This is a genomic window from Croceitalea marina (assembly GCF_042684265.1).
GTDB lineage: Bacteria > Bacteroidota > Bacteroidia > Flavobacteriales > Flavobacteriaceae > Croceitalea > Croceitalea marina.
Map to the genome: position 1 here is coordinate 12,496 of NZ_JBHULB010000079.1, position 24,152 is coordinate 36,647.

Here is a 24,152-nt window from a genome sequence, read left to right on the forward strand (position 1 = left end):
TGTAGACCAGAATGGAAAACATGGCGCTTATTGAATCCTTTTCAGAATTTAAGGATGATAAGTTTATTGATAGGGTAACTCTAATGGCAATTTTGGAAGATGTATTCCGAAATGCATTAAAGAAGAAATTTGGTTCTGATGATAACTTCGATATCATTATTAACCCTGATAAAGGAGATTTAGAGATTTGGAGAAACCGTATTGTTGTAGAAGACGGTGAGGTAGAAGAACCTAACGAAGAAATTTCATTGACCGAGGCCAGAAAGATCGAGCCAGATTTTGAGGTTGGTGAAGATGTTTCTGAAGAAGTGAAGTTAATGGATTTGGGTAGACGTGCAATTTTGGCCTTACGTCAGAATTTGATTTCTAAAATTCATGAACACGATAACACTACGATATATAAGCAATTTAAAGACTTAGAAGGCGAAATATATACTGCTGAGGTACATCATATTCGTCATAAAGCGATTATTTTGTTAGATGACGAGGGTAATGAAATTATTATGCCTAAGGAAAAGCAGATTCCTTCAGATTTCTTTAGAAAAGGGGATAATGTTCGCGGTATTATTGAAAGTGTAGAGTTGAAAGGTAATAAACCGGCAATCATAATGTCAAGAACTTCACCTAAATTCTTGGAGCAATTGTTCTTTCAAGAAATACCGGAAGTTTTCGATGGTTTGATTACCATCAAAAAAGCAGTTAGAATACCAGGTGAAAAAGCTAAGGTTGCCGTTGATTCTTATGATGACAGAATTGACCCTGTAGGGGCCTGTGTTGGTATGAAAGGGTCTAGAATACACGGTATTGTTCGTGAATTGGGTAACGAAAATATCGATGTTATTAACTGGACTGGTAATCCGCAGCTTATGGTTACAAGAGCTTTGAGTCCTGCTCGTGTTTCATCGGTGAAGTTGAACGATGAGAAAATGACCGCTCAAGTATACCTTAAGCCAGAAGAAGTATCCAAGGCTATTGGTCGTGGGGGTCATAATATCAGGCTTGCAGGTCAATTAACTGGTTATGAGATAGATGTATTTAGAGAAGGGGTTGAAGAAGACGTTGAGTTGACGGAATTCTCTGATGAAATCGATGCGTGGATTATAGAAGAATTTAAAAAGATTGGTCTTGATACGGCACGTAGTGTTTTAGAGCAAGATGCAGGTGATTTGGTAAAACGTACTGATTTAGAAGAAGAGACCGTGGCAGAAGTGGTGCGTATTCTTAAATCAGAGTTTGAAGATTAGATTATATTTGCACGAATTATAAAGGAATAGGAAACTATTTATGGGAGGAAATCCAACAATACGATTAAACAAAGTTCTAAGGGAATTGAATATTTCATTGGATAGAGCTGTTGATTATTTAACATCGCAAGGTCATGATGTTGAAGCTAGGCCAACAACTAAAATCACTGATGAAGTATACCAAGTCCTGTTGGATGAATTCCAAACGGATAAGAGTAAAAAAGTTGCTTCTAAAGAAGTGGCCGAAGAGAAGCAGAAAGAGAAGGAAGAGATTCGTTTAAGGTTAGAGCGTGAACAAGAAGAGCGCAGACTGGCTAGAGAGAAGAGACAGGCGGCATCTGAAGAAGTAATAAAGGCAAAGGCTGAGCTATCAGGTCCTAAAACGGTTGGTAAAATCGATTTGGACAAAAAACCTAAGGTCGAAGAGAAAGTTGCTGAAGAGGTAGCTTCCGAAACTCCAAAGGTTGAAGATACGCCCAAGGAAGTGAAAAAGCCTGCCGATAAGAAAGAAGTTACGAAAGAAGCACCTAAAGAAGAGGTGGTAAAAGAAGTAGCCAAAAAAGAAGCGCCAGCTAAAGAAATAGAAGTTGAAGCTACAGAAGAAGCAGCTGTTCTAGAAACAATAGAGACCCAATACAAGAAACTATCTGGGCCAAAAATTACGGGTGATAAGATAGACTTGACCAAGTTTGAAAAGCCCAAGAAAAAGAAAGAAGAACCTAAGAAGTCCGATGCTGCGGCTGATCGTAAAAAACGAAGAAGACGCATTGTAAGTAATAATGGTTCCGGTGGAGGTGCAAGACCTAGAGGCACGGGACCTGCTGCTAATCGCGGTCGAGGAGGGCAAAGACCAGGTGCGACGCCTAAGGTTGAGCCTACGGAAGAAGAAGTGCAAAAACAGGTTCGTGAAACTTTGGAGAAACTTCAAGGTAAATCGAACAAGGGCAAAAAAGGCGCAAAATATAGAAGGGACAAAAGAGATCAACACCGTCAACAGACAGAAAAAGATCTTGAACAACAAGAGTTAGAAAGCAAGCTTTTAAAAGTAACCGAGTTCGTTACCGCCAATGAGATGGCTACCATGATGGATGTTTCTACTACAGAAATCATTTCGGCATGTATGTCGTTAGGTATGATGGTTACGATGAACCAGCGATTAGATGCTGAAACATTGACTATTGTAGCAGAGGAATTCGGTTATGAAGTTGAATTTGTTACTGCTGAGATAGAAGAGGCTATTGTTGTTGATGAAGATTCTGAAGAAGATTTAAAACCTAGGGCTCCAATTGTGACCGTGATGGGGCATGTGGATCATGGTAAAACTTCATTGCTTGATTATATACGAGAAGAAAATGTAATTGCTGGTGAAAGTGGTGGAATTACCCAACACATCGGCGCCTATGGGGTTACGCTAGAAAGCGGTCAGAAAATCGCGTTTTTAGATACTCCGGGTCACGAGGCTTTTACCGCCATGCGTGCTAGAGGTGCTCAAGTAACCGATATCGCTATAATCGTTGTTGCTGCAGATGATGACATTATGCCGCAAACGAAAGAGGCTATTAGTCATGCTCAGGCAGCTGGGGTGCCAATAGTATTTGCTATTAACAAAGTTGATAAGCAAACTGCGAATCCTGATAAGATTAAAGAAGGATTAGCACAGATGAATCTTTTGGTTGAAGATTGGGGTGGTAAAATTCAGTCGCATGATATTTCGGCAAAAACAGGACAAGGGGTAAAAGAGCTTCTTGAAAAAGTATTGTTAGAAGCTGAATTGCTTGAACTGAAAGCTAATCCTGATAGATTGGCCAATGGAACTGTCGTTGAAGCCTTCTTGGATAAAGGTCGCGGATACGTTTCTACAATTTTAGTGCAGGCAGGTACACTTAAAGTAGGTGATTACGTTTTAGCCGGTACTACTAGTGGAAAGGTAAAGGCTATGCAAGATGAAAGGGGCAAGACCATTAAAAAAGCTGGGCCGGCTACTCCTGTATCTATTTTAGGTTTAGACGGTGCGCCACAAGCGGGGGATAAGTTCAACGTATTGGATGATGAGCGTGAAGCTAAACAAATAGCTACCAAACGTTCACAACTGCAACGTGAGCAATCCGTTCGTACACAAAGACATATTACACTTGATGAAATCGGTAGACGTATTGCGCTGGGTGATTTCCAAGAGTTGAATATCATATTAAAAGGTGATGTTGATGGTTCGGTAGAGGCATTGACGGATTCTTTCCAAAAACTTTCAACAGATGAGATTCAGGTGAACATCATACATAAAGGGGTGGGTGCTATCACCGAGTCTGATGTCTTGTTGGCAAGTGCTTCCGATGCGATTATTATCGGATTTAATGTTCGACCGATGGGCAACGCCCGTGAAATCGCTGACAAGGAAGAAATCGACATCAGAATGTACTCCATTATTTATGCAGCCATCAACGATTTGAAGGATGCAATGGAAGGGATGCTATCTCCGGAAATCAAAGAAGAAATTACAGGTACCGCTGAAATCAGGGAAACCTTCAAGATTTCTAAAATTGGTACAATCGCAGGTTGTATGGTTACCACAGGTAAAATCTTTAGAAATTCACAGATCAGGTTGATTCGTGACGGTGTGGTTATTTATACAGGTGAGTTGGCTTCGCTGAAACGATTTAAAGATGATGTTAAAGAAGTTGCTAAGGGTTACGATTGTGGATTACAGATAAAGAACTACAATGATATTAAGGAGTTGGATATCGTAGAAGCATTCCAAGAGGTGGCGGTCAAGAAAAAACTTTAAAGATTTTATAAAAGGTATAATTAAAAAAAGGTCGAGTTAACTCGACCTTTTTTTATTGATTTAGGCGCCTATTTTTTGAGGGAGCAAAAAAGCATTAGGGTACTTTTTTCTCACCTTAATAAGTCTACGTTGGGCTTCCATTTTTGTTTTGAATTTACCTAGTCTTACGCGATATGTGGGTTCTTTAAAATCAATTTTAGAAAACCACCCAGGAAAGTCAATATCAATTTGAGATTTCAAATTTTGAGCATAGGTATGTCCTCCGAAACCAACTTGAATTTGGTAGTATCCTGAGTTGGTATTGGCATCTTTATAGATTTCAACAAGCTTGTCGATATCTGGGTTTTGTTCAATGGTAATAGTGCCTTCTTGACTAAAGGATAGAAATGAAACACTTAAAAAAAGTATAGTGAATATAGGGGTTCTCATGAATTGTATACTGTAAAATTCTTACCTGAAGTACAAATGTAATTTTTTCTATTCTAAACAAAATGGAATCATCTTATTTAGAATGTTTATAAATTAGATATTATAAATCCCTTAACATTTTAAAAAAGCTGGCTGTGTCGTATTTTTGTACCCAATTTGAAACACGCTAAAACCTAACTCTCACAGTATCAATAGGAAATATCGTGCCAAAATTCTGATAGCAATTAAGATAATATGAAACAGGTTTTGAACCGCATTCAGTTTTCAAGATTTTTAAGCCTTACTTTACTATTAGTTACCCAACTAATCGCATTTTCGTCGTTTTCTCAAGATGCTGCCGCTGAAGCTGCGCCTGTTGAGGAACCTGCTGCTGATTTGGGTGGTGACCCTGTCAATGGAAAGCAGTTGTTCAATCAAAATTGTGCTGCTTGTCATGCATTAAATAGAAAAATGACGGGTCCTGCTTTGGCTAATGTGGAAACAAGGCTTTCTGAAAATGAAGGTTTAGGTAAAGAGTGGTTGTATAAGTGGATCAAGAATAGCGCAGGTATGATTGCATCTGGTGATGCCTATGCAAACAAAATTTACAATGAGTACAATCAGTCGGCGATGACTGCTTTCCCGACCCTATCCAATGAGGATATTGATAATATTTTGGCATATACTGCTGCGCCTGCTCCTACTCCAAAGGTCGCCGTAGCTGCAACTGGTGGCGGAGAATCTACTTCAGGTGGTGGTGGAGTTTCCAATGAAATTATTCTAGGTGCTCTTGCTTTGGTTTTTGGTCTTTTGGTCGTCATGCTTTTCTTGGTGAATAACACACTAAGAAAAATTGCCGAGGCAAATGGGGTTCAAGTGGTCAAAGAAGCGGCAAAAAAAAGGACTCCGATTTGGAAAGCTTTTGCCCAGAATCAGTTTTTGATTTTCTGTACGGTAATCGTTTTTCTACTAGGCAGTGCTTATTTTGCTTATAGCTGGATGTCTCAGATTGGTATCGATCAAGGTTATGCTCCTGTTCAGCCAATTCACTATTCTCACAGAATACACGCGGGGGTCAATAAAATAGAATGTCAATATTGCCATTCTTCAGCTAGAGTGTCGAAACATTCTGGTATTCCTTCTTTAAATGTTTGTATGAACTGTCATAAGTCGATTTATGAGTATAAAGGGCCTGCTGAAGGACCTAGTGCTGATGATTTGGCTAACGGGTATACAAATGAGTTCTATACTAAGGAAATCAAAAAGTTATACAAAGCTGTTGGATGGGATGAACAAAACCAGCAATATACCGGAGATTCTCAGCCTGTAGAATGGGTGAGAATCCATAACCTACCTGATTTTGCTTATTTCAATCACTCGCAACACGTTTCTGTTGGTAAAATAGAATGTCAGACTTGTCACGGCCCTGTTGAAGAAATGGAAATCATTTATCAGTATTCACCACTTACCATGGGCTGGTGTATTAATTGTCATAGAGAAACAGAAGTTCAAGTGGCGGATAATGAGTATTATTCAAAAATTCATGAGGAGCTTTCGAAGAAATATGGTGTAGAAAAGCTGACGGCAGCTCAGATGGGTGGATTGGAATGTGGTAAGTGTCACTATTAATAAAAAGAAGTTATTTCAATAAAGCATATGGCATCAAACAAAAAATATTGGAAAAGTGAAGCGGAGTTGAATCCGAACGATTCCATTGTTGAGACGCTGAAACAGAACGAATTTACGGAGCAGATACCTGTTGATGAGTTTTTGGGCGATAAAGAAACATTGTCTGAATCATCTACCAATAGAAGGGATTTCTTAAAGTATGTTGGCTTTAGTACTGCGGCTGCTTCTTTAGCTGCATGTGAAGGTCCGGTTCATAAATCTTTACCATATGTGGTGCAACCGGAGAATATAGTTCCTGGTGTTGCTAACTACTATGCTACTGCAATTGCAGATGGATTTGATTTTGCTAGTGTCTTGGTTAAAACACGCGAAGGCCGTCCTATAAAGATTGAAAATAACGATAGAGCAAAAGTTAATGGAGGGGCAAATGCAAGAGTAAATGCATCTGTTCTTTCTTTATATGATAGTACGCGAATTCAAGGTCCAAGTGCCAATGGAGAAGCTATTTCTTGGGAAGATTTAGATAATAGAATAAAAGGTGGTCTTACTGCTGCTAAAAATTCTGGAAAGCAGATTGCATTGTTAACGCAAACTTATGCAAGTCCATCTACTCATAAATTGATAGAAGAATTTACAGCTGCTTATGGTAATGTAAGTCATGTTATTTACGATGCTATTTCAGAAGACGCTGCTTTAAATGCTTTTGAAGCTGCTTATGGTGAAAGAGCATTAGCAGATTACCATTTTGATAAAGCAGAGCTTATCGTTTCGTTTGCAGCAGATTTCCTTGGAGATTGGCAAGGTGGAGGTTATGATACTGGATATTCTAAAGCAAAAGTTCCTCATCATGGAAAAATGTCTCGTCATATTCATTTAGAATCGAATATGTCGTTAACTGGAGCAAATGCTGATAGAAGAATTCCAATGAAGCCATCGCAATTAAAGGTTACACTAGCTAAATTGTATGGTAAATTAAATGGTAGCAATGTTGCGGGAGGAAGTTCGGATATTGACGCAGTTGTAGAGCAAGTTGCTAAAGAAGTAAGAAAAGCTGGAAGAAAAGCTGTTGTTGTTTGTGGTTTGAATGATGAGAATGCACAAACCGTAGTTCTTGCAATTAATAAATTATTACAAAGTGAGGCTTTCGATGCAGAAAGTCCAAAATATATACGTCAAGGTAGTACAGCTAAAGTTAATAAGTTAATTGCTGATATGAATGCTGGACGTGTTGGTGCTTTATTGATAGATGGTGTTAACCCTGTTTACTCATTACCAAATGCTACAGATTTTGTAGAAGGATTGGCAAAAGTAGGCCTAACGGTTAGTTCATCTTTCAATAATGATGAAACGGCTCAGGCTGTTGCTAATGTTGCTGCGGCTTCACATTATTTAGAGTCTTGGGGCGACCTTGAAATGAAAAAGGGGCACTTTGCCTTAATGCAGCCAACAATACGTGAGTTGTTTGATACAAGGCAATTTCAGTCGTGTCTGTTGAAATGGATGGACAGTGATAAAACCTATTACGATTATATCAAGGAGAATTGGTCTTCATCAATTTTAAATGGAGCTAGCTGGAATAAGGCATTACAAGATGGAGTTTACGCTGCACCAACTATGGTTGCTGCTAATGAAGTAGATGTAATTACTGCCACTGAGGTTGAAACTGAGGAAACGGAGTCCGTTGTGCCAATTGCATCGGCAATCAGGGCATTGGCCAATACGACTTCTGATGATATGGAGTTGATGTTGTATTCTAAAGTAGGTATGGGTGACGGTCAACAGGCCAACAACCCTTGGTTGCAAGAATTCCCTGATCCTATTTCAAGAGTTTCATGGGATAATTATGTAACCGTTTCTAAAGCGGATGCTGAAAGATTAGAACTTGAGAATTATAATGTCGCCAATGGTGGATTGGATGGTAGTTATGCCAATATTACTGTTGATGGTGTGGCCTTGAAAAATGTGCCTGTAATTATTCAACCAGGTCAGGCCAAGGGAACTGTAGGATTATCTTTCGGTTACGGAAAAAGTGCTGGAATGAAAGAAGAAATGCAGACTGGTGTCAATGCATTTCAACTCTATAAAGATTTTAATAACGCGCAGTCGGTTTCAATAGCTAAAGCTGATGGAATCCATGAATTTGCCTGCGTGCAATTGCATAATACTTTAATGGGTCGTGGGGATATCATTAAAGAAACAACATTAGAGATTTTCAACACAAAAGACCATCATGAATGGAATCCCGTTCCTGAAGTGTCTTTAGACCACCAAGAAGTTCCTGCAACTTCGGTAGACTTATGGGCTGAATTTGATCGCTCTATTGGGCATCACTTTAATTTGTCCATAGATTTAAATTCATGTACGGGTTGTGGTGCTTGTGTTATTGCTTGTCATGCAGAAAATAATGTACCTGTAGTAGGTAAGCAAGAGATTCGTCGCTCACGTGATATGCACTGGTTGCGAATTGACAGGTATTATTCTTCAGAAGATACTTTTGAAGGAGACAATGAGAAAAAAGATAATATGGATGGCCTTTGGGGTGATAATGGCTCTTTAGGTGGTTTTGGTGAGATGGAAAATCCTGCGGCCAATCCACAAGTAGCTTTCCAGCCAGTAATGTGTCAGCATTGTAATCATGCACCTTGCGAAACGGTTTGTCCGGTTGCTGCAACAGCGCATAGCCGCCAAGGTCAAAACCACATGGCGTACAATAGATGTGTGGGTACTAGATATTGTGCAAACAACTGTCCATATAAAGTAAGACGATTCAACTGGTTCTTATATAACAATAATGACGAGTTCGATTACCATATGAACAATGACTTAGGTAAGATGGTTATCAATCCTGATGTCAATGTACGTTCAAGAGGGGTAATGGAAAAATGTTCTATGTGTATACAAATGACTCAAAAAACCATTTTGGATGCAAAAAGAGACGGACGTCAAATTAAGGATGGTGAATTCCAAACAGCTTGTTCTTCTGCATGTAGTAGTGGAGCAATTGTATTCGGAGACATTAATGATAAAGAGAGTAAAGTGGCCGAGTTGAAAGAAGATGATAGAATGTATCACTTATTAGAGCATGTAGGTACAAAGCCTAATGTCTTTTATCACGTGAAAGTGAGAAATACCAACGAAGCATAACCAAAGAATAAGCAAGAAACTAGAATAGATATTATGGCGTCGCATTACGAAGCACCTATACGAAAACCCCTAGTACTTGGCGATAAAAGCTATCACGATGTATCCGTTGATATTGCTCGCCCGGTTGAGGGAAAGGCCAACAAACAATGGTGGATTGTATTTTCCATTGCTTTGGTAGCATTTCTTTGGGGTATCGGTTGTATCATTTATACCATTTCAACAGGTATTGGAGTTTGGGGATTAAACCGGACCGTTAACTGGGCTTGGGATATTACCAACTTCGTTTGGTGGGTAGGTATTGGTCACGCGGGTACCTTGATTTCAGCGGTACTGTTACTGTTTCGCCAAAAATGGAGAATGGCAATTAACCGTTCTGCAGAGGCGATGACAATTTTCTCGGTAATTCAGGCGGGGCTTTTTCCAATTATTCATATGGGCCGTCCTTGGTTGGCCTATTGGGTATTGCCAATTCCTAACCAATTTGGTTCGCTTTGGGTAAACTTTAATTCACCACTACTGTGGGATGTATTTGCGATTTCTACGTATCTATCCGTTTCATTGGTATTCTGGTGGACAGGATTATTGCCTGATTTCGCAATGATTCGAGATAGGGCTGTAAAACCATTTCAGAAGAAAATATATAGCTTATTAAGCTTTGGTTGGACAGGTCGCGCAAAAGACTGGCAACGTTTTGAAGAAGTTTCTTTAGTATTGGCTGGTTTGGCAACTCCACTGGTACTTTCAGTACATACTATTGTATCTTTTGACTTCGCAACTTCGGTAATACCAGGTTGGCACACCACAATTTTCCCCCCATACTTTGTGGCGGGTGCAATTTTCTCTGGTTTCGCCATGGTAAATACGCTGTTGATCATCATGCGTAAAGTGTGTAGCTTAGAAGATTATATCACGGTACAGCACATAGAATTAATGAACATTGTAATTATGATTACAGGTTCAATAGTTGGTTGTGCTTATATAACAGAGCTATTTATAGCATGGTACTCCGGAGTAGAGTATGAGCAGTATGCATTCTTGAACAGGGCTACTGGGCCTTATGCTTGGGCGTATTGGGCAATGATGACCTGTAATGTGTTTTCACCGCAGTTTATGTGGTCTAAAAAGTTACGTACCAGTATCATGTTCTCTTTCTTTATTTCGATTGTAGTGAATATCGGAATGTGGTTCGAGCGTTTTGTAATTATTGTTACATCATTACACAGAGATTATTTGCCATCATCATGGACGATGTTCTCTCCAACATTCGTAGATATTGGAATATTCATAGGCACCATCGGTTTCTTCTTTGTATTGTTCTTGCTCTATTCTAGAACATTCCCTGTAATTGCACAGGCGGAGGTAAAATCGATTCTTAAGGCTTCAGGTTCTAAATATAAAACCTTAAGAGATTCGGGTAAGCCTTTATATGAAATGCCAGCGCGTGGCAAACAAGTTGCTTCTGAATCGATTACGGATGACGTTTTGATGGGTGAGGTTGTTCCTGCAAAAGGTGATAAAGTAGGAGTTTCAGAATTGTTAAGTTCTATCGGAACTTTTGACGCAACTACAGAAACTGCGGACGATTTGAAGAAAATTAAAGGTGTCGGTCCTGAAATGGAACGCATTCTAAACGAAATAGGTATATACACATTTGCCCAAGTAGGAAGAATGACTAACAAAGAATATGATTTGTTGGATTCTATTACGGGTAAATTCCCAGGTCGTGCGCAGCGTGACGATTGGGCTAGTCAAGCTAAATTATTAAACAATAAAAAGCAATAATGGCATCAAAAGTTATACACGCAGTTTACAACGACGATGACATATTAATGCATGCTGTCAAGGAAGTTCGTGCAGCTCATCATCATATAGAAGAGGTATATACGCCTTTCCCTGTGCATGGTCTAGACAAGGCTATGGGCCTAGCAGATACGCGTATCGCCATCACTTCATTTATGTATGGTTGTTTAGGTCTTACCGTAGCTATTCTTATGATGAATTATATCATGATAGAAGATTGGCCTCAAGATATTGGGGGTAAACCAAGTTTTAGCTATTTGGAGAATATGCCTGCTTTTGTGCCAATCATGTTCGAGCTTACTGTATTTTTTGCAGCACACTTAATGGTTATAACATTTTATCTAAGAAGTAGAATGTGGCCATTTAAAAAGGCTGAAAATCCAGATAAAAGAACTACGGACGCCCATTTTTTAATGGAAGTTGGAGTTCATGGTAATGAAGAGGAATTAAAAGATTTATTGCTTAACACAGGAGCAATTGAAGTAAAAGTTACAGAAAAGGATGAATAGCATGAAGCAATTCGTAAAAATAGTTTTTGCAATACTACTAGTAGTTGGGGTGTCTTCTTGTGCTGACAAAAACTCACCTAATTATCAGTATATGCCAAACATGTATGAATCTGTTGGGTATGAAACTTATGCAGGTGTCGATAATGGATTATTTCCAGAAGGAACAGAGGCTATGCTTCCACCAGAAGGCACTATCTCAAGAAATTGGATGCCTTTTGAATATGATAATTCGCCAGAAGGAAAAGAATTGGCAAGAGTAATGGCAAGTCCACTTGATTCGTTAAGCACAGATGAAAATCTAGCCAAGGGCGCAGAGCTATATGCCGTTTACTGTGCCATATGCCACGGGGTTAAAGGAGATGGACAAGGTTGGTTGGTTAAGCAAGAAAAGATTTTAGGTGTGCCTAGCTATGCCGATGTCGCAAGAAATATCACGGTAGGCAGTACGTATCACACCATGTATTATGGTTTAAACTCGATGGGTTCTTATGCTTCTCAAATGAGCAGTGAAGAAGAACTTTGGCAAGTTGCCGAATATGTGATGAAATTAAAAGGAGACCTTTCAAAATAAGAAAACTATAATGAAGTACACGTTTTCAAATAGATTAAAAATTGGTTCTTACGTCTTGATGGCGGTTGGCGCAATTTGTCTTGTAATAGGATTTTTAGGAGCTCCTAGCACGGTGGAGGAAGCAAAAGAAATGGTTGCAGCTGCCCATAGAGATGGTCACGGTGGTGGTCATGGAGAAGAAGCCTCTCATGGTACCGAGCATGAAGCCGATTATATGAAAAAATCTGGGCATACTGCTGAAGCGGATAGCCATGGCGCAGATGAGGCTCATGGCGGAGGACACGATGCTGCACATGACGAACATGTTTTTCATCAATTGCAGAACAGACCTTGGTCTGCATTGTATGTAGCGGCTTTCTTTTTCTTTATGATTTCATTGGGTGTATTGGCTTTTTATGCCATACAAAGAGCTGCGCAAGCGGGCTGGTCACCATTACTATTCAGGATAATGGAAGGAATTACCTCTTACATTGTTCCAGGTGGTATAATTGTATTCGTGATTTTATTACTTTCAACTTTGCATTTCAACCACTTATTCACATGGATGGATGCCAGTGTTGTTGAACATGATAAACTGTTGCAAGGAAAGAAAGGATATTTAGACCCAACTTTCTTTTTGATTAGGGCGGCTATCTTCTTAGGGGGTTGGATCGCTTATAGACAGTATTCAAGAAAATTATCTTTAGCACAAGACAAAGCGGATGACAATTCTAATTTCAAAAAGAACTTCAGAATTTCAGCGGCCTTTTTAGTATTCTATTTGATTTCTGAGTCTATGATGTCTTGGGATTGGATTATGAGTTTAGATCCACATTGGTTCAGTACTTTATTTGGTTGGTATGTTTTTGCCAGTATGTTTGTTTCTGGTATTACCACTATTGCATTGATTACAATTTATCTAAAATCCAAAGGATATTTACCTGAAGTAAATAATAGTCATATTCATGATTTGGCGAAGTTTATGTTTGGTATCAGTATTTTCTGGACATACTTATGGTTTAGCCAATTTATGTTGATTTGGTATGCAAATATTCCTGAAGAGGTTACTTATTTTGTTACCCGTATCGAAGATTACAAATTACCATTCTTCGGTATGTTGGCGATGAACTTTATTTTCCCATTATTAGTATTGATGAACAGTGATTACAAAAGGGTGAATTGGTTTGTTGTTATGGCAGGTATCGTAATACTATTCGGCCATTACATGGATATCTTTAATATGGTGATGCCTGCTACGGTAGGTGAAAACTGGTATTTAGGAATACCTGAAATCGGGGGAATATTATTTTTTGCAGGGTTATTTATTTATTGGGTTTTCAATGCTTTGACCAAAGAAGAGTTGACACCAAAACGTAATCCGTTTATAGAGGAAAGTAGACATTTCCATTACTAAAATTCGAAAGAGAAAGTAGTTAAAGAATGACGACATTATTAATATTAACAGTTCTAGTTTTAGTGGCCATTGCAATCTGGCAAATGGGTAAAATCTTTGAATTGTCACAATTGAAAGCGGACGCTTCTAGGGCACAGATCGCTAACGACACCGACAACAAAAACCAAGGATACCTGCTGTTTGCATTTTTGATTTTCATTTATGGAATCACCATATTCAGTTTTGCAAAATATTCTAAATTTTTACTTCCGGAAGCTGCATCGGCACACGGGCAGGGTTATGATAATTTGATGTGGATTTCATTTGCGGTTATCTTTTTTGTGCAGACCATTACACAGGCTTTATTGCATTATTTCGGTTACAAGTATCGCGGCGAAGAAGGTAAAAAAGCATTGTTCTATGCAGATAATGACCGTTTAGAGTTTATCTGGACTATAATTCCTGTAGTTGTTTTGGCAGGATTAATTATTTGGGGTCTATATTCTTGGACAAACATTATGGATATTAATGAAGAAGATGATCCGCTTATTGTTGAGTTATATGCACAACAGTTCAACTGGACGGCTCGCTACGGTGGAGAAGATAATGTATTGGGTGATGCAAGTGTACGTTTAATAGATATTGATAGAGCAAATGTGATAGGTCTAGATGAAGCCGACCCGAATGCTACCGATGATATAATCGTTAAAGAGTTGCATTTGCCTGTAGGGAGAAAAGTTAATTTCTACATGCGTTCGCAAGATGTTTTGCATTCAGCGTATATGCCTCACTTTAGGGCCCAAATGAACTGTGTACCAGGTATGGTAACACAATTTTCATTCACTCCCACGATAACTACAGAAGAGATGCGTTTAAATCCTGAAGTAGTGGATAAAGTAAAAAGAACAAATGTTATAAGAGCTGAAAAAGCGGCCCAAGGGGAGCCAAATATGGATCCTTGGGAATTTGACTATGTATTATTATGTAATAAGATTTGTGGAAAATCACATTACAATATGCAGATGAAGATTATTGTAGAAACCGAAGAGGAATACAATAAGTGGATGGAAAGTCAAAAAACATTTGCAGAGACCGTTTTACCGGTACAATAGATTTAGGCTAGAAAAAGAAAACAATAAATTAAAAATCATTCGATTATGTCTGCAGTAGCAAACGCACAAGTTGACGATCACGCACACGATGATCATGGACATCATCATAAAGAAACTTTTATAACCAAGTATATCTTTAGTCAAGACCATAAGATGATTGCTAAACAATATCTTATTACCGGTGTTTTGGTTATGGGCTTTATTGGTATTGCGATGTCATTGTTATTTAGAATGCAGTTGGCATGGCCAGGAGAATCTTTCTCTGTCTTTGAAGCCTTTTTAGGGAAATGGGCCCCTGAAGGAGTTATGGATGCCGATGTGTACTTGGCGTTGATTACGATGCATGGTACCATTATGGTATTCTTTGTACTCACAGCGGGGCTAAGCGGTACGTTTAGTAACTTATTAATTCCGTTGCAGATTGGTGCACGTGATATGGCCTCAGGATTCTTGAACATGCTTTCTTTCTGGATGTTCTTTGTATCTGCGGTTATCATGGTGATTTCATTATTTGTAGAAGCTGGTCCTGCGGCAGCTGGGTGGACGATATATCCGCCTTTAAGTGCCTTGCCAATGGCCCAACCGGGTTCTGGTATGGGTATGACCTTATGGCTCGTATCTATGGCTATTTTTATCGCCTCGTCACTTTTAGGTTCGCTTAATTATATCGTAACCGTAATCAATTTGAGAACCAAGGGGATGTCTATGACAAGACTTCCATTAACCATATGGGCTTTTTTCGTAACGGCGATTATTGGGGTGATTTCTTTCCCCGTACTATTGTCGGCAGCCTTATTGTTAATTATGGATAGAAGTTTTGGAACTTCATTCTTCTTATCGGATATTTTTATTCAAGGTGAAGTATTGCACTATCAAGGTGGTTCGCCAGTATTGTACGAACATTTATTTTGGTTCTTGGGTCACCCTGAGGTTTATATTGTATTGTTGCCTGCTTTGGGTATTACATCTGAGGTAATGTCAACAAATGCGAGAAAGCCAATTTTTGGATATCGTGCGATGGTAGCTTCCATTTTAGCGATAGCATTCCTATCAACAATAGTATGGGGTCACCATATGTTTATTTCAGGGATGAATCCTTTCTTGGGCTCAGTATTTACATTTACAACCCTATTGATTGCGATACCATCTGCGGTAAAGGCATTTAATTATATAACGACATTATGGAAAGGAAACTTGCAGCTCAATCCTGCGATGCTTTTTTCAATAGCATTGGTGTCAACATTTATTACTGGTGGTCTAACCGGAATTATTCTGGGAGATAGTGCATTAGATATTAATGTACACGATACGTATTTTGTGGTAGCGCATTTCCACTTGGTAATGGGTATATCAGCGCTTTATGGACTTTTTGCCGGGGTGTACCATTGGTTCCCTAAAATGTTCTTTGGGCGAATGATGAACAAAAATTTAGGTTACGTCCATTTCTGGGTAACTGCTATTTGTGCCTATGGAGTCTTCTTCCCGATGCATTTTGTGGGTATGGCAGGTGTTCCTCGTAGATACTATGAGAATACCGCTTTCCCGATGTTCGATGAGTTAACAGACGTTCAAGTATTAATGACGGTATTCGCATTAATCGCTGGTGCTGCCCAGTTGGTATTTGTATACAATTTTATAAGAAGTATTTTCTATGGAAAGAAAGGACCTCAAAATCCTTGGAAATCGAATACTTTAGAATGGACGGCTCCACAAGAACATATTCATGGTAACTGGCCAGGTGAAATACCTCATGTACATCGTTGGGCTTACGACTATAGTAAAACCTATGAAAACGGTGAATATATTATAGAAGGACAGGATTTCGTTCCTCAAGACGTGCCATTACAAGAAAACGAAGAAGAGATGAATCATTAAGATAATCTCGTTTAAATACTATAAAAAACCCAACTTTTTGAAGTTGGGTTTTTTATTTGGTTAATTTGGCATAGATTTTTCTTGATATGGAGTGGATGACTTTTTTAAAAAAAGTGTTTCTAATTTTATATCGGAGAAGTAAACTTTATGAATTATGAAAAAACTAATTGTTCTTTTAATAGTCTGCGTTCCAATTTTTTTACAGGCGCAAAGAAAGCCAAAGATTAAAGGAAATCGTTCCGTAACTGAGGTTAGGGAAAACCTTCCGGCATTTAATGCAATCGAGTTAAATGCTAATCTCGATATTGAACTAAAGAAGTCTTTTGGTGAAGGCTATGAGATTACCGCTGATGATAACTTAATAGACGTATTAAAGTTTAAAGTGGAAGATAGTACCCTTATAATATCTGCCTTTTATGATATTACCGCAAAAAAGAAACTCGAAATCACGGTAAACTATAAAGAACTTAAGGCAATTACCCAACGTGACGGTAAAATAACAATGCTTGATGTATTATCGACAGATAATCTATATGTAAACGCCTTTGGTTCCTCAAGGTTGTCTTTGAAAGCTAGTGCATTTATGGCAAGTTTGAATATGGAAGATACCAGTAAAGGAGATTTTAATTTAGATGTAGATTCTTTAAATGTAAGTCTCAAACATAGATCTGATGCCACGGTGTATTCGGTAAGTAGCGCTAAGAATATTGAATTGCTCAATACCGCTTCTTTGGATATTGAGGGAACAACAGATTCCCTAAACCTGAAGATGTTCAATAACACCAAATTTACCGGCCAAAAATTAGAATCAGGGACAGCTAAAATTAAGCTTGAAGAATCTGCCAGTGCTCGAATTAATGCCTTCAGGGAAATAGAGCTAAAGTCTAGAGGTAGCTCCAAAACCTATCTTTATGGTGATCCAAAAATTTCAATTTTAGAATTTATGGATACCTCTCAATTGATTAAAAAGAAAGATTAGTTGGCAATTGGCGCGGTAACTAAATGTTCAGGTATTCCGAAACCTTCGACCAATGCATGGGCATGAGGCCTAAGTTCTGTGCTTAAACGTTCAACACGCTGCCTAATAGCTTTTGACTTGGTGCTGCTTAAGTAGCCCTGTTCCAGATACCAGACGGCATCTTTTCTAATAATACTTAGTGAATGTAGAGCGCCAACTTGCAGCAATAGGTTTTTATATTTTCCTTCAGGTAAATCGGTTATAAACTCATAGTACCATTTTATCGATAATACTTCGCTGTAGGCTTTGCCAACTTCTAATAAATGGGTCTGAACCTTTAAAAACGCCTGATAACTTGGCACTCCCTTTTTAATATAGCCACGAATTCGCATGGCGGCCGTATCCGTTAGCCTACGTAACCTATAGTCCATGGCATGCAAATGAAATTTTGGATTGTATAGATGGTCTTTGTCTGTCTTGTTGCTATATGCAGGATTTATAGTGGCCAACTTATCGGAGAATCGGTCTCTTAATAATTTAAGAACGCTCACAAAACCACCGGCATTGAGTTCAGATTTAAAATCAGATAAGACCCCTTTGGCCGCTAGTTGTAGTAATACGGTGTTGTCACCTTCAAAAGTGGTAAAAATATCAGTGTCGTTTTTTAAATCGCCAATTCTGTTCTCTAACAAATAACCTTTACCTCCGCAAGCTTCCCTACATTCTTGAATTGTTTCGGTGGCGAACCATGTGATACAGGCTTTTAATCCGGCAACTTGAGTTTCTATTTTTCGTTTATCGTTAGAAGTGTTTTGTGCATACTCTTTCATTGCTTTTTGCAATACTACGTGATATACATAGCTAGTGGCTACTTTTGGGATTAAGCGTAACTGATGCGTAGGATAGTCTAGAAGTAAGTCTTCTTGTACTTTTAGGGAATCATTGAACTGTCTGCGTTGTAATGCATGTTTTATGGCAACGGTAAGTGCCATTTTTGATCCGGCCAAAGCTCCTTTAGCAACACAGATACGACCACCTACCAAGGTGCCTAACATGGTGAAAAAGCGCTTGTTCGGATTTTTTATTTCAGACTCATAATTACCATCGCTGTCGATACGGCCATATTTATCCAAAAGGTTGGCGACGGGTACTTTTACTTGATTGAACCAAATCTTACCATTATCAACCCCATTTAAACCTAGTTTATAACCATTGTCTTTTACTGTTATCCCTTCTAAAACCTCATGTTTGTCATTTCGAAGTGGTACTAATATAGCGTGTACTCCCCTGTTTTTTCCATTGACGATAAGCTGTGCAAAAACACTGGCCATTTTAGAATCTAATGCGTTGCCTATATATTCTTTGTTGTCATTTTTGCCAGGAGTATGTATTACCAAAGCTTTCTCATTATGAATATAGGTGGCCGTTGTCTTAATGCCGCGAACGTTACTACCATGGCCAGTTTCAGTCATAGCGAAGCAACCCAGTAAATTAGTTTCACCTGTAGCTTTTAAATACTGGTCATGATGGCGTTTGCTTCCTAAATTGTGAATGCTGCCGCCAAAGAGTCCAAATTGTACTCCAAACTTAATAGCAAGGCTACCATCGATAAACATTAAGTGCTCAAAGATAGAAGCGTAACATTCCATATTATCTTCGCCGCCATAGGCTTTTGGATAGGCTAGTGCTCCCCAACCATTGGCCGCGAGCAATTTTACCTGAGATAAGACTTTTTCACGTGCTTTTTCCTTATTGGTTTCAATATTCCAATTAAAGGTGTCTTGTTTTAAGAATGTTCTAAACGTATTGATTTTCTTTAGAAAAGGTTTGTTTAAAATGGCATCGATTTCAGCCCCATTGTAAAAATCGGAGAATGGCTGTTGTATCACCTCAACATTAAAAAGGTGGTTGTAATGATTGGGTTGAATACCGAGATTTAGTTCTATTTGCTTCAATAGTTCGTTGCTGCTGCATGAGTTGCAATAGAAATTAGCAACTTTTCGCGCAAACGCCTCAAGGGGAAATGCCTCACTTTCTATAAGGGTAACACCACTATTTGTAATTAGTTGTTGCCATTGTTTTATTTCTTCATTTTGGGGCGGATTGGATTTATCGAGCCATGCACCAAGTTGTTTCTTATCCTCATTATTTAAAGAATCATCTTCTTTTATGGCGGTTTTTACAACTTCGATTTCTGAGGCAGATAATAAATCGTCTGACCAGATTACATAGAAGAAAGGAATGTAAGGTAAAATGCTATTGCTATACTTGTTTAAATCCATACAATGAAAATACGATAATTACTCCTATTGAATATTGGTTTTGTATTTGAAAATCTTATAGCCTAATTACTTTATATTTGTTAGGTATGAACGAGAATCTTGATCCGACACCTGATAACTTTTCGCAAGAAGAGCTCGATATAGAAAGAGCTTTAAGGCCTATAACCTTTGATGACTTTACGGGCCAAGAGCAAGTGCTTGAAAACTTGAAAATTTTCGTGCAGGCTGCGAACCAAAGAGGAGAGGCATTGGATCACACCTTATTTCATGGCCCACCAGGATTAGGAAAGACTACGCTTGCCCATATTCTGGCAAACGAACTAGGCGTAGGAATAAAAATCACTTCAGGGCCGGTTTTGGATAAGCCGGGAGATTTAGCTGGTTTACTCACAAATCTCGATGAACGTGATGTATTATTTATAGATGAGATCCATCGGTTAAGTCCTATTGTAGAAGAGTATTTATACTCTGCTATGGAAGACTATAAAATTGATATCATGATCGAGACAGGGCCTAACGCCCGAACGGTACAGATAAATCTTAGCCCATTTACCTTGATAGGGGCAACCACAAGATCTGGGTTATTGACTGCCCCAATGCGAGCTCGTTTTGGAATACAGAGCAGACTTCAATATTACGATACAGAACTCTTATCTACCATAGTGGAACGAAGTGCCGAAATTTTAAAAGTGCCCATTACGAATGATGCAGCTATAGAAATTGCAGGAAGAAGCCGAGGAACCCCTAGAATATGTAATGCGCTCTTGAGAAGGGTGCGTGATTTTGCGCAGATAAAAGGCAATGGGAATATTGATATGGCTATTTCAAAGTTTAGTTTAAAAGCCTTGAATGTAGATGCTCATGGTTTGGATGAAATGGACAATAAGATTCTTACCACGATTATCGATAAGTTTAAAGGAGGCCCTGTTGGTATTACTACCTTGGCAACTGCCGTTTCTGAAAGTGCAGAGACTATAGAAGAAGTTTACGAGCCCTTTTTAATTCAACAGGGTTTTATTATGCGAACTCCCAGAGGTCGTGAAGTAACAGAACTTGCATATAAACATTTAGGCAGAATAAAGGGAAACGTACAAGGAGGATTGTTTTAAATGAAAAAACTGCCCCAAGTATCGGTGATAAAAGTTCTTTGGAACAGTCAGCAAATTTTAAAAAACCCGCTTCCGTTTCATAAAGTAAATTTTCAAAAGCTTGGAGACACCTTTGAGATTACAACACTTGGTGATGGAAAATTGGTTTTTTCAAGAAGCCCTCGGTTTATTAAAGAGGTATTGCAAAAGAAGCACAAGTCTTTTTCAAAATCAAGGTTACAGACCCGCGATTTGGCCAAATATATCGGTCATGGCCTTTTGACTTCTGAGGGAGAACATTGGCGAACACATCGCCGAATGATTCAACCGAAATTTCATTTAAAGAATTTAAGGTCGCTAATACAGATAATGTTCGAGGCTATTGAAAAAGAACTCGACCATATTTTAATTGCTAACGAGCAAGACATTTTTGGGTTAATGGGCGATGTGGCATTTCAAGTAGTCGCAAAAAGTCTTTTTAGTTCACTTGAGATAAATGATCGAATTGCCAAGTTCAAGACAATAACCGAAGAAAATCAGATGATGCTCATTCGAGAAATGAGACAACCTTATTTAAAATGGTGGTTTAGGGTATCGGGCAAAATCAATGGGGCATTAAGAAAATCATCCACTGCGCGAAATATTCTAAATGAACTTATTGAAGAGCGAATTGATAGCGGTCAACGAAGTACTGATTTGCTAGACATGCTCTTGGAAGCTACTTATGAGGACGGAAGTAAAATGCCCAGAAAACAACTTATAGATGAGTTGTTCATACTATTTACAGCTGGTTACGAAACTACAGCTAATGCACTTTCTTTTACCTTATACTTTCTTGCTCAAAACGCAGAATTACAGGAAGAGCTGTTTAAAGAAATAGCAATGTTGAATAGTGATTCAATTGAGATTGAAGATCTACAAAAATTAGTGCTGACGCAATCCTGTATTAATGAAGCAATGCGATTATATCCGCCCGCCTATTTTATTGATCGTGTGGCAACCGAAGAAGTTGAGATAGACGGATACCAATTAAAAAAAGGCACACTGGTATTGCTTTCAATATATGAGCTCCATCGATATGCAAATTATTGGGAAAATCCAGAAGATTTTATAGGCTCTCGTTTTAAAGATTTAAAAGATAAAGGATACACCAACTATTTCTACCCTTTTGGAGCTGGCCCAAGAATGTGCATTGGTAATGCCTTTGCTACTTATGAAATGATTATGGTAGTGGTAAGCCTAATCAAGAAATATAGAATTTCTACTAAAATGGACTGCGTAGAAATTAACCCGATGATAACCTTAAAACCTAAAGAGGTCAAACTTAGTTTTCATAAAAGAAAAGCCTAAGTAAACATACTTAGGCTTTAAATTTCAGGGTATTCAAATTATTAGCTCAATATAGCACTCTCATCTGAAAATTTCTTGTAACTAAAGTAAATTGCGGCAACAGCAAAGGTTACTAAAGATAGCAGCATGGCCGCATACATACCAATATTTATAGTGCCGGCCATAATCTCTTTTACACCAAGACCTATATTCAGAACCGGGATAAAAACCGTAGCCCATGTAAACTCAATACCTGGCATTAAGGCCATAACCAATGGAATGATGATAAGGATAATTATAGGTGAAGCTTTACTCTGTGCTTCTTTAAAAGTTGAAGCTCCGGCTACTAAAGAAATTATTAGTCCTGCAAGGAATAATGAAAAAGGAATCAGTAGCAATAAAATCATAATGATAGATTGCGGATTCAACATTTCAGTAAGGGCCACTTTAAAAGTATCGGGAATATCGTCTATAAAATTTAGACCTATAATTAAGCCTGTTAGGTTTAAAAGTGCTGGAATAAAACCTAATAAAGAAGCTACCACCGCCTTGCCCATAAGCACAGAGAATTTAGAAACGGGCAGTGATAAAGTGGTTTCTATGGTTTTACGCTCTTTTTCGCCAGTAACCAAGTCTATAGCTGCCAAAAGGCATCCACCCCACATCGTTAATATAAAAATGTAGGGAATAAAACCACCAACTCTTTTACCGATAAGTTCTTTTTGTTCGCCGGCCTCTTTATAGGTTTGAATCATTGGGGTCATTTTCTCTACAGGAATTTGCAGTTTTGAAATTCTTTCCTCCTTTAGTTGTGTATTGTAAACTTCCATAAGTTTAGAAACTCGTCCATTTACATTGTCTTTAGTGCCATTTCTATGCACCAAAACTTCGGCGACATCAAGACTATCCATTTTTTGTTGCCAATCTTCTGGAAAGACCAGGGCAGATTGTATAGACCCATCATTGATCAAGGCTTTAAAATCTTCTGTACCGTCATACATCGTCACTTTATTTAAAGTGTCGTTGGCAACTAGTTTTACGAAATCTTGAGGTGCATTGACCAAGCCAAGTTTTACCTTTTTTTGTTGATTGCTTTCCTGAATCATTTGGCTGACCTTAATACCCCCGAACATTAGTATGGGTATTAATAGTGTAGGTAAGACGATAGAATTTATTATGGTCTTTTTATCTCTAAGAAGCTCGGTAAGTTCTTTTCTTATAATTATAAATAAATCTCTCATTTTATGCTTCTTTTACTCGGTTAATGAATTCTTGGGTAAGATTGTCTGCTTTCATTTCTTTTTTAAAGTTGTCAAAAGAGTCGTTAAAAATTATCGATCCTTTGCTAATAATGGCAAGATCATCGCATAGCAAATCAACTTCGCTCATAATGTGAGATGAGAAAATAACGGTTTTGTTATTTTCCTTAGATTCTCTAATAAGTTCAATAATGCTGTCGGCCGTAATTACATCGAGACCAGAGGTAGGTTCGTCAAAAATTAAAACCTCAGGATCATGTATAAGTGTTCTGGCTATAGAAACCTTTTGTTTCATACCAGTGCTCATTTGTCCCATTCTTTTTTTACGAAACTCATTGATTCCCAATTTTTCAAAAAGATATTCTTTACGCTCCGTATACGTTGGCTCTGGCAGTTTGTATAGCTTGCCAAAAAAATCTAAAGTCTCATCAGGATTCAATCGTTCGTAAAGTCCGGTAGAACCTGTTAAAAAACCAATCCGCTTTTTCACTTCGTCGTTGCCTTGAGAAATATCAATTGTATCAACAATTGCATTGCCAGAAGTTGGGTTGATAATTCCGGCAATCATCCTTAGTGTGGTGGTCTTGCCCGCGCCATTGGGCCCTAAAAGGGAAAAGATTCGCCCTGGTTTACATTCAAAAGAAACATCATTTACCGCGTTTACTGTAACAGTCTCTTTTTTAAAACCCTTCCCTGTTTTAGAGGTAAAAGATTTAGTGAGATTATTTATTTGTATCATGTCGTTGGTTTAGAAGTATACACCTGTTAGTAACAAAAACTAAAAAATGTT

The 24,152-nt window shown here is 38.4% G+C and carries 17 protein-coding genes; 13 read left to right on the forward strand and 4 right to left on the reverse strand.

Annotated features, from left to right (window positions below; translation table 11 throughout):
• The first annotated feature begins 11 nt into the window (after nucleotides 1-11).
• Together nusA and infB are read left to right on the forward strand one after the other, a co-directional pair.
• Complete coding sequence (nusA, locus tag ACFSQJ_RS15990) at nucleotides 12-1,244, forward strand: transcription termination factor NusA (RefSeq protein ID WP_377767966.1); 1,233 nt, start codon at nucleotides 12-14, stop codon at nucleotides 1,242-1,244.
• A 40-nt stretch (nucleotides 1,245-1,284) separates the two neighbouring features.
• Complete coding sequence (gene infB / locus ACFSQJ_RS15995; protein WP_377767967.1) at nucleotides 1,285-4,026, forward strand: translation initiation factor IF-2; 2,742 nt, start codon at nucleotides 1,285-1,287, stop codon at nucleotides 4,024-4,026.
• 60 nt (nucleotides 4,027-4,086) lie between these two features.
• On the opposite strand, the gene ACFSQJ_RS16000 is transcribed toward infB, so the two are convergent.
• Nucleotides 4,087-4,455 (reverse strand): SPOR domain-containing protein, encoded by a 369-nt coding sequence (locus ACFSQJ_RS16000; protein ID WP_377767968.1) that lies wholly within the window; start codon nucleotides 4,453-4,455, stop codon nucleotides 4,087-4,089.
• Nucleotides 4,456-4,689: 234 nt separating this feature from the next.
• Between ACFSQJ_RS16000 and ACFSQJ_RS16005 the strand changes: the two genes are divergently transcribed.
• The 9 genes from ACFSQJ_RS16005 to ACFSQJ_RS16045 all read left to right on the forward strand — a co-directional run bounded on the left by ACFSQJ_RS16005 (nucleotide 4,690) and on the right by ACFSQJ_RS16045 (nucleotide 17,425).
• Nucleotides 4,690-6,063, forward strand: coding sequence for a cytochrome c3 family protein (locus tag ACFSQJ_RS16005; RefSeq protein WP_377767969.1), 1,374 nt, complete (start codon nucleotides 4,690-4,692; stop codon nucleotides 6,061-6,063).
• Between the two features lie 27 nt (nucleotides 6,064-6,090).
• Nucleotides 6,091-9,207 carry a TAT-variant-translocated molybdopterin oxidoreductase gene (locus ACFSQJ_RS16010; RefSeq protein ID WP_377767970.1) on the forward strand — a complete coding sequence of 1,039 codons (3,117 nt, stop codon included), beginning with the start codon at nucleotides 6,091-6,093 and terminating at the stop codon, nucleotides 9,205-9,207.
• Between the two features lie 33 nt (nucleotides 9,208-9,240).
• The gene (gene nrfD, locus ACFSQJ_RS16015; protein ID WP_377767971.1) at nucleotides 9,241-10,989 is read left to right on the forward strand and encodes an NrfD/PsrC family molybdoenzyme membrane anchor subunit; all 1,749 of its coding nucleotides are present in this window, start codon (nucleotides 9,241-9,243) and stop codon (nucleotides 10,987-10,989) included.
• Nucleotides 10,989-11,516: a DUF3341 domain-containing protein gene (locus ACFSQJ_RS16020; RefSeq protein WP_377767972.1), complete on the forward strand. Its 528-nt coding sequence runs from the start codon at nucleotides 10,989-10,991 to the stop codon at nucleotides 11,514-11,516. Before nrfD ends, ACFSQJ_RS16020 begins: the two co-directional genes overlap by 1 nt.
• Nucleotide 11,517: 1 nt before the next feature.
• Entirely contained in the window at nucleotides 11,518-12,087 is a 570-nt protein-coding gene (locus ACFSQJ_RS16025) for a c-type cytochrome (protein WP_377767973.1), read from the forward strand.
• Nucleotides 12,088-12,097: 10 nt separating this feature from the next.
• Nucleotides 12,098-13,480 (forward strand): quinol:cytochrome C oxidoreductase, encoded by a 1,383-nt coding sequence (locus ACFSQJ_RS16030; protein ID WP_377767974.1) that lies wholly within the window; start codon nucleotides 12,098-12,100, stop codon nucleotides 13,478-13,480.
• Nucleotides 13,481-13,506: 26 nt separating this feature from the next.
• Complete coding sequence (locus ACFSQJ_RS16035; protein WP_377767975.1) at nucleotides 13,507-14,571, forward strand: cytochrome c oxidase subunit II; 1,065 nt, start codon at nucleotides 13,507-13,509, stop codon at nucleotides 14,569-14,571.
• A gap of 45 nt (nucleotides 14,572-14,616) precedes the next feature.
• The gene (locus ACFSQJ_RS16040) at nucleotides 14,617-16,446 is read left to right on the forward strand and encodes a cytochrome c oxidase subunit I (RefSeq protein ID WP_377767976.1); all 1,830 of its coding nucleotides are present in this window, start codon (nucleotides 14,617-14,619) and stop codon (nucleotides 16,444-16,446) included.
• 154 nt (nucleotides 16,447-16,600) lie between these two features.
• Entirely contained in the window at nucleotides 16,601-17,425 is an 825-nt protein-coding gene (locus ACFSQJ_RS16045) for a GIN domain-containing protein (protein WP_377767977.1), read from the forward strand.
• Here ACFSQJ_RS16045 and ACFSQJ_RS16050 read toward each other — a convergent pair.
• Nucleotides 17,422-19,686 carry an acyl-CoA dehydrogenase family protein gene (locus tag ACFSQJ_RS16050; protein ID WP_377767978.1) on the reverse strand — a complete coding sequence of 755 codons (2,265 nt, stop codon included), beginning with the start codon at nucleotides 19,684-19,686 and terminating at the stop codon, nucleotides 17,422-17,424. The genes ACFSQJ_RS16045 and ACFSQJ_RS16050 overlap by 4 nt on opposite strands.
• 86 nt (nucleotides 19,687-19,772) lie before the next feature.
• Between ACFSQJ_RS16050 and ruvB the strand changes: the two genes are divergently transcribed.
• A complete protein-coding gene (gene ruvB / locus ACFSQJ_RS16055; protein ID WP_377767979.1) occupies nucleotides 19,773-20,795 on the forward strand; it encodes a Holliday junction branch migration DNA helicase RuvB in 1,023 nt (340 codons plus the stop codon).
• Complete coding sequence (locus tag ACFSQJ_RS16060; protein ID WP_377767980.1) at nucleotides 20,796-22,124, forward strand: cytochrome P450; 1,329 nt, start codon at nucleotides 20,796-20,798, stop codon at nucleotides 22,122-22,124.
• A gap of 41 nt (nucleotides 22,125-22,165) precedes the next feature.
• On the opposite strand, the gene ACFSQJ_RS16065 is transcribed toward ACFSQJ_RS16060, so the two are convergent.
• Together ACFSQJ_RS16065 and ACFSQJ_RS16070 are read right to left on the reverse strand one after the other, a co-directional pair.
• A complete protein-coding gene (locus tag ACFSQJ_RS16065) occupies nucleotides 22,166-23,344 on the reverse strand; it encodes an ABC transporter permease (protein WP_377767981.1) in 1,179 nt (392 codons plus the stop codon).
• A gap of 1 nt (nucleotide 23,345) precedes the next feature.
• Complete coding sequence (locus ACFSQJ_RS16070; RefSeq protein ID WP_377767982.1) at nucleotides 23,346-24,101, reverse strand: ABC transporter ATP-binding protein; 756 nt, start codon at nucleotides 24,099-24,101, stop codon at nucleotides 23,346-23,348.
• Between the last annotated feature and the right edge of the window lie 51 nt (nucleotides 24,102-24,152).

What these genes read in the sequence shown, in the direction of transcription:
- nusA (WP_377767966.1), top strand. Translation starts at nt 12, where the DNA reads ATGGAAAACATGGCGCTTATTGAATCCTTTTCAGAATTTAAGGATGAT.
- infB (WP_377767967.1), top strand. Translation starts at nt 1,285, where the DNA reads ATGGGAGGAAATCCAACAATACGATTAAACAAAGTTCTAAGGGAATTG.
- ACFSQJ_RS16000 (WP_377767968.1), bottom strand. Translation starts at nt 4,455, where the DNA reads ATGAGAACCCCTATATTCACTATACTTTTTTTAAGTGTTTCATTTCTA.
- ACFSQJ_RS16005 (WP_377767969.1), top strand. Translation starts at nt 4,690, where the DNA reads ATGAAACAGGTTTTGAACCGCATTCAGTTTTCAAGATTTTTAAGCCTT.
- ACFSQJ_RS16010 (WP_377767970.1), top strand. Translation starts at nt 6,091, where the DNA reads ATGGCATCAAACAAAAAATATTGGAAAAGTGAAGCGGAGTTGAATCCG.
- nrfD (WP_377767971.1), top strand. Translation starts at nt 9,241, where the DNA reads ATGGCGTCGCATTACGAAGCACCTATACGAAAACCCCTAGTACTTGGC.
- ACFSQJ_RS16020 (WP_377767972.1), top strand. Translation starts at nt 10,989, where the DNA reads ATGGCATCAAAAGTTATACACGCAGTTTACAACGACGATGACATATTA.
- ACFSQJ_RS16025 (WP_377767973.1), top strand. Translation starts at nt 11,518, where the DNA reads ATGAAGCAATTCGTAAAAATAGTTTTTGCAATACTACTAGTAGTTGGG.
- ACFSQJ_RS16030 (WP_377767974.1), top strand. Translation starts at nt 12,098, where the DNA reads ATGAAGTACACGTTTTCAAATAGATTAAAAATTGGTTCTTACGTCTTG.
- ACFSQJ_RS16035 (WP_377767975.1), top strand. Translation starts at nt 13,507, where the DNA reads ATGACGACATTATTAATATTAACAGTTCTAGTTTTAGTGGCCATTGCA.
- ACFSQJ_RS16040 (WP_377767976.1), top strand. Translation starts at nt 14,617, where the DNA reads ATGTCTGCAGTAGCAAACGCACAAGTTGACGATCACGCACACGATGAT.
- ACFSQJ_RS16045 (WP_377767977.1), top strand. Translation starts at nt 16,601, where the DNA reads ATGAAAAAACTAATTGTTCTTTTAATAGTCTGCGTTCCAATTTTTTTA.
- ACFSQJ_RS16050 (WP_377767978.1), bottom strand. Translation starts at nt 19,686, where the DNA reads ATGGATTTAAACAAGTATAGCAATAGCATTTTACCTTACATTCCTTTC.
- ruvB (WP_377767979.1), top strand. Translation starts at nt 19,773, where the DNA reads ATGAACGAGAATCTTGATCCGACACCTGATAACTTTTCGCAAGAAGAG.
- ACFSQJ_RS16060 (WP_377767980.1), top strand. Translation starts at nt 20,796, where the DNA reads ATGAAAAAACTGCCCCAAGTATCGGTGATAAAAGTTCTTTGGAACAGT.
- ACFSQJ_RS16065 (WP_377767981.1), bottom strand. Translation starts at nt 23,344, where the DNA reads ATGAGAGATTTATTTATAATTATAAGAAAAGAACTTACCGAGCTTCTT.
- ACFSQJ_RS16070 (WP_377767982.1), bottom strand. Translation starts at nt 24,101, where the DNA reads ATGATACAAATAAATAATCTCACTAAATCTTTTACCTCTAAAACAGGG.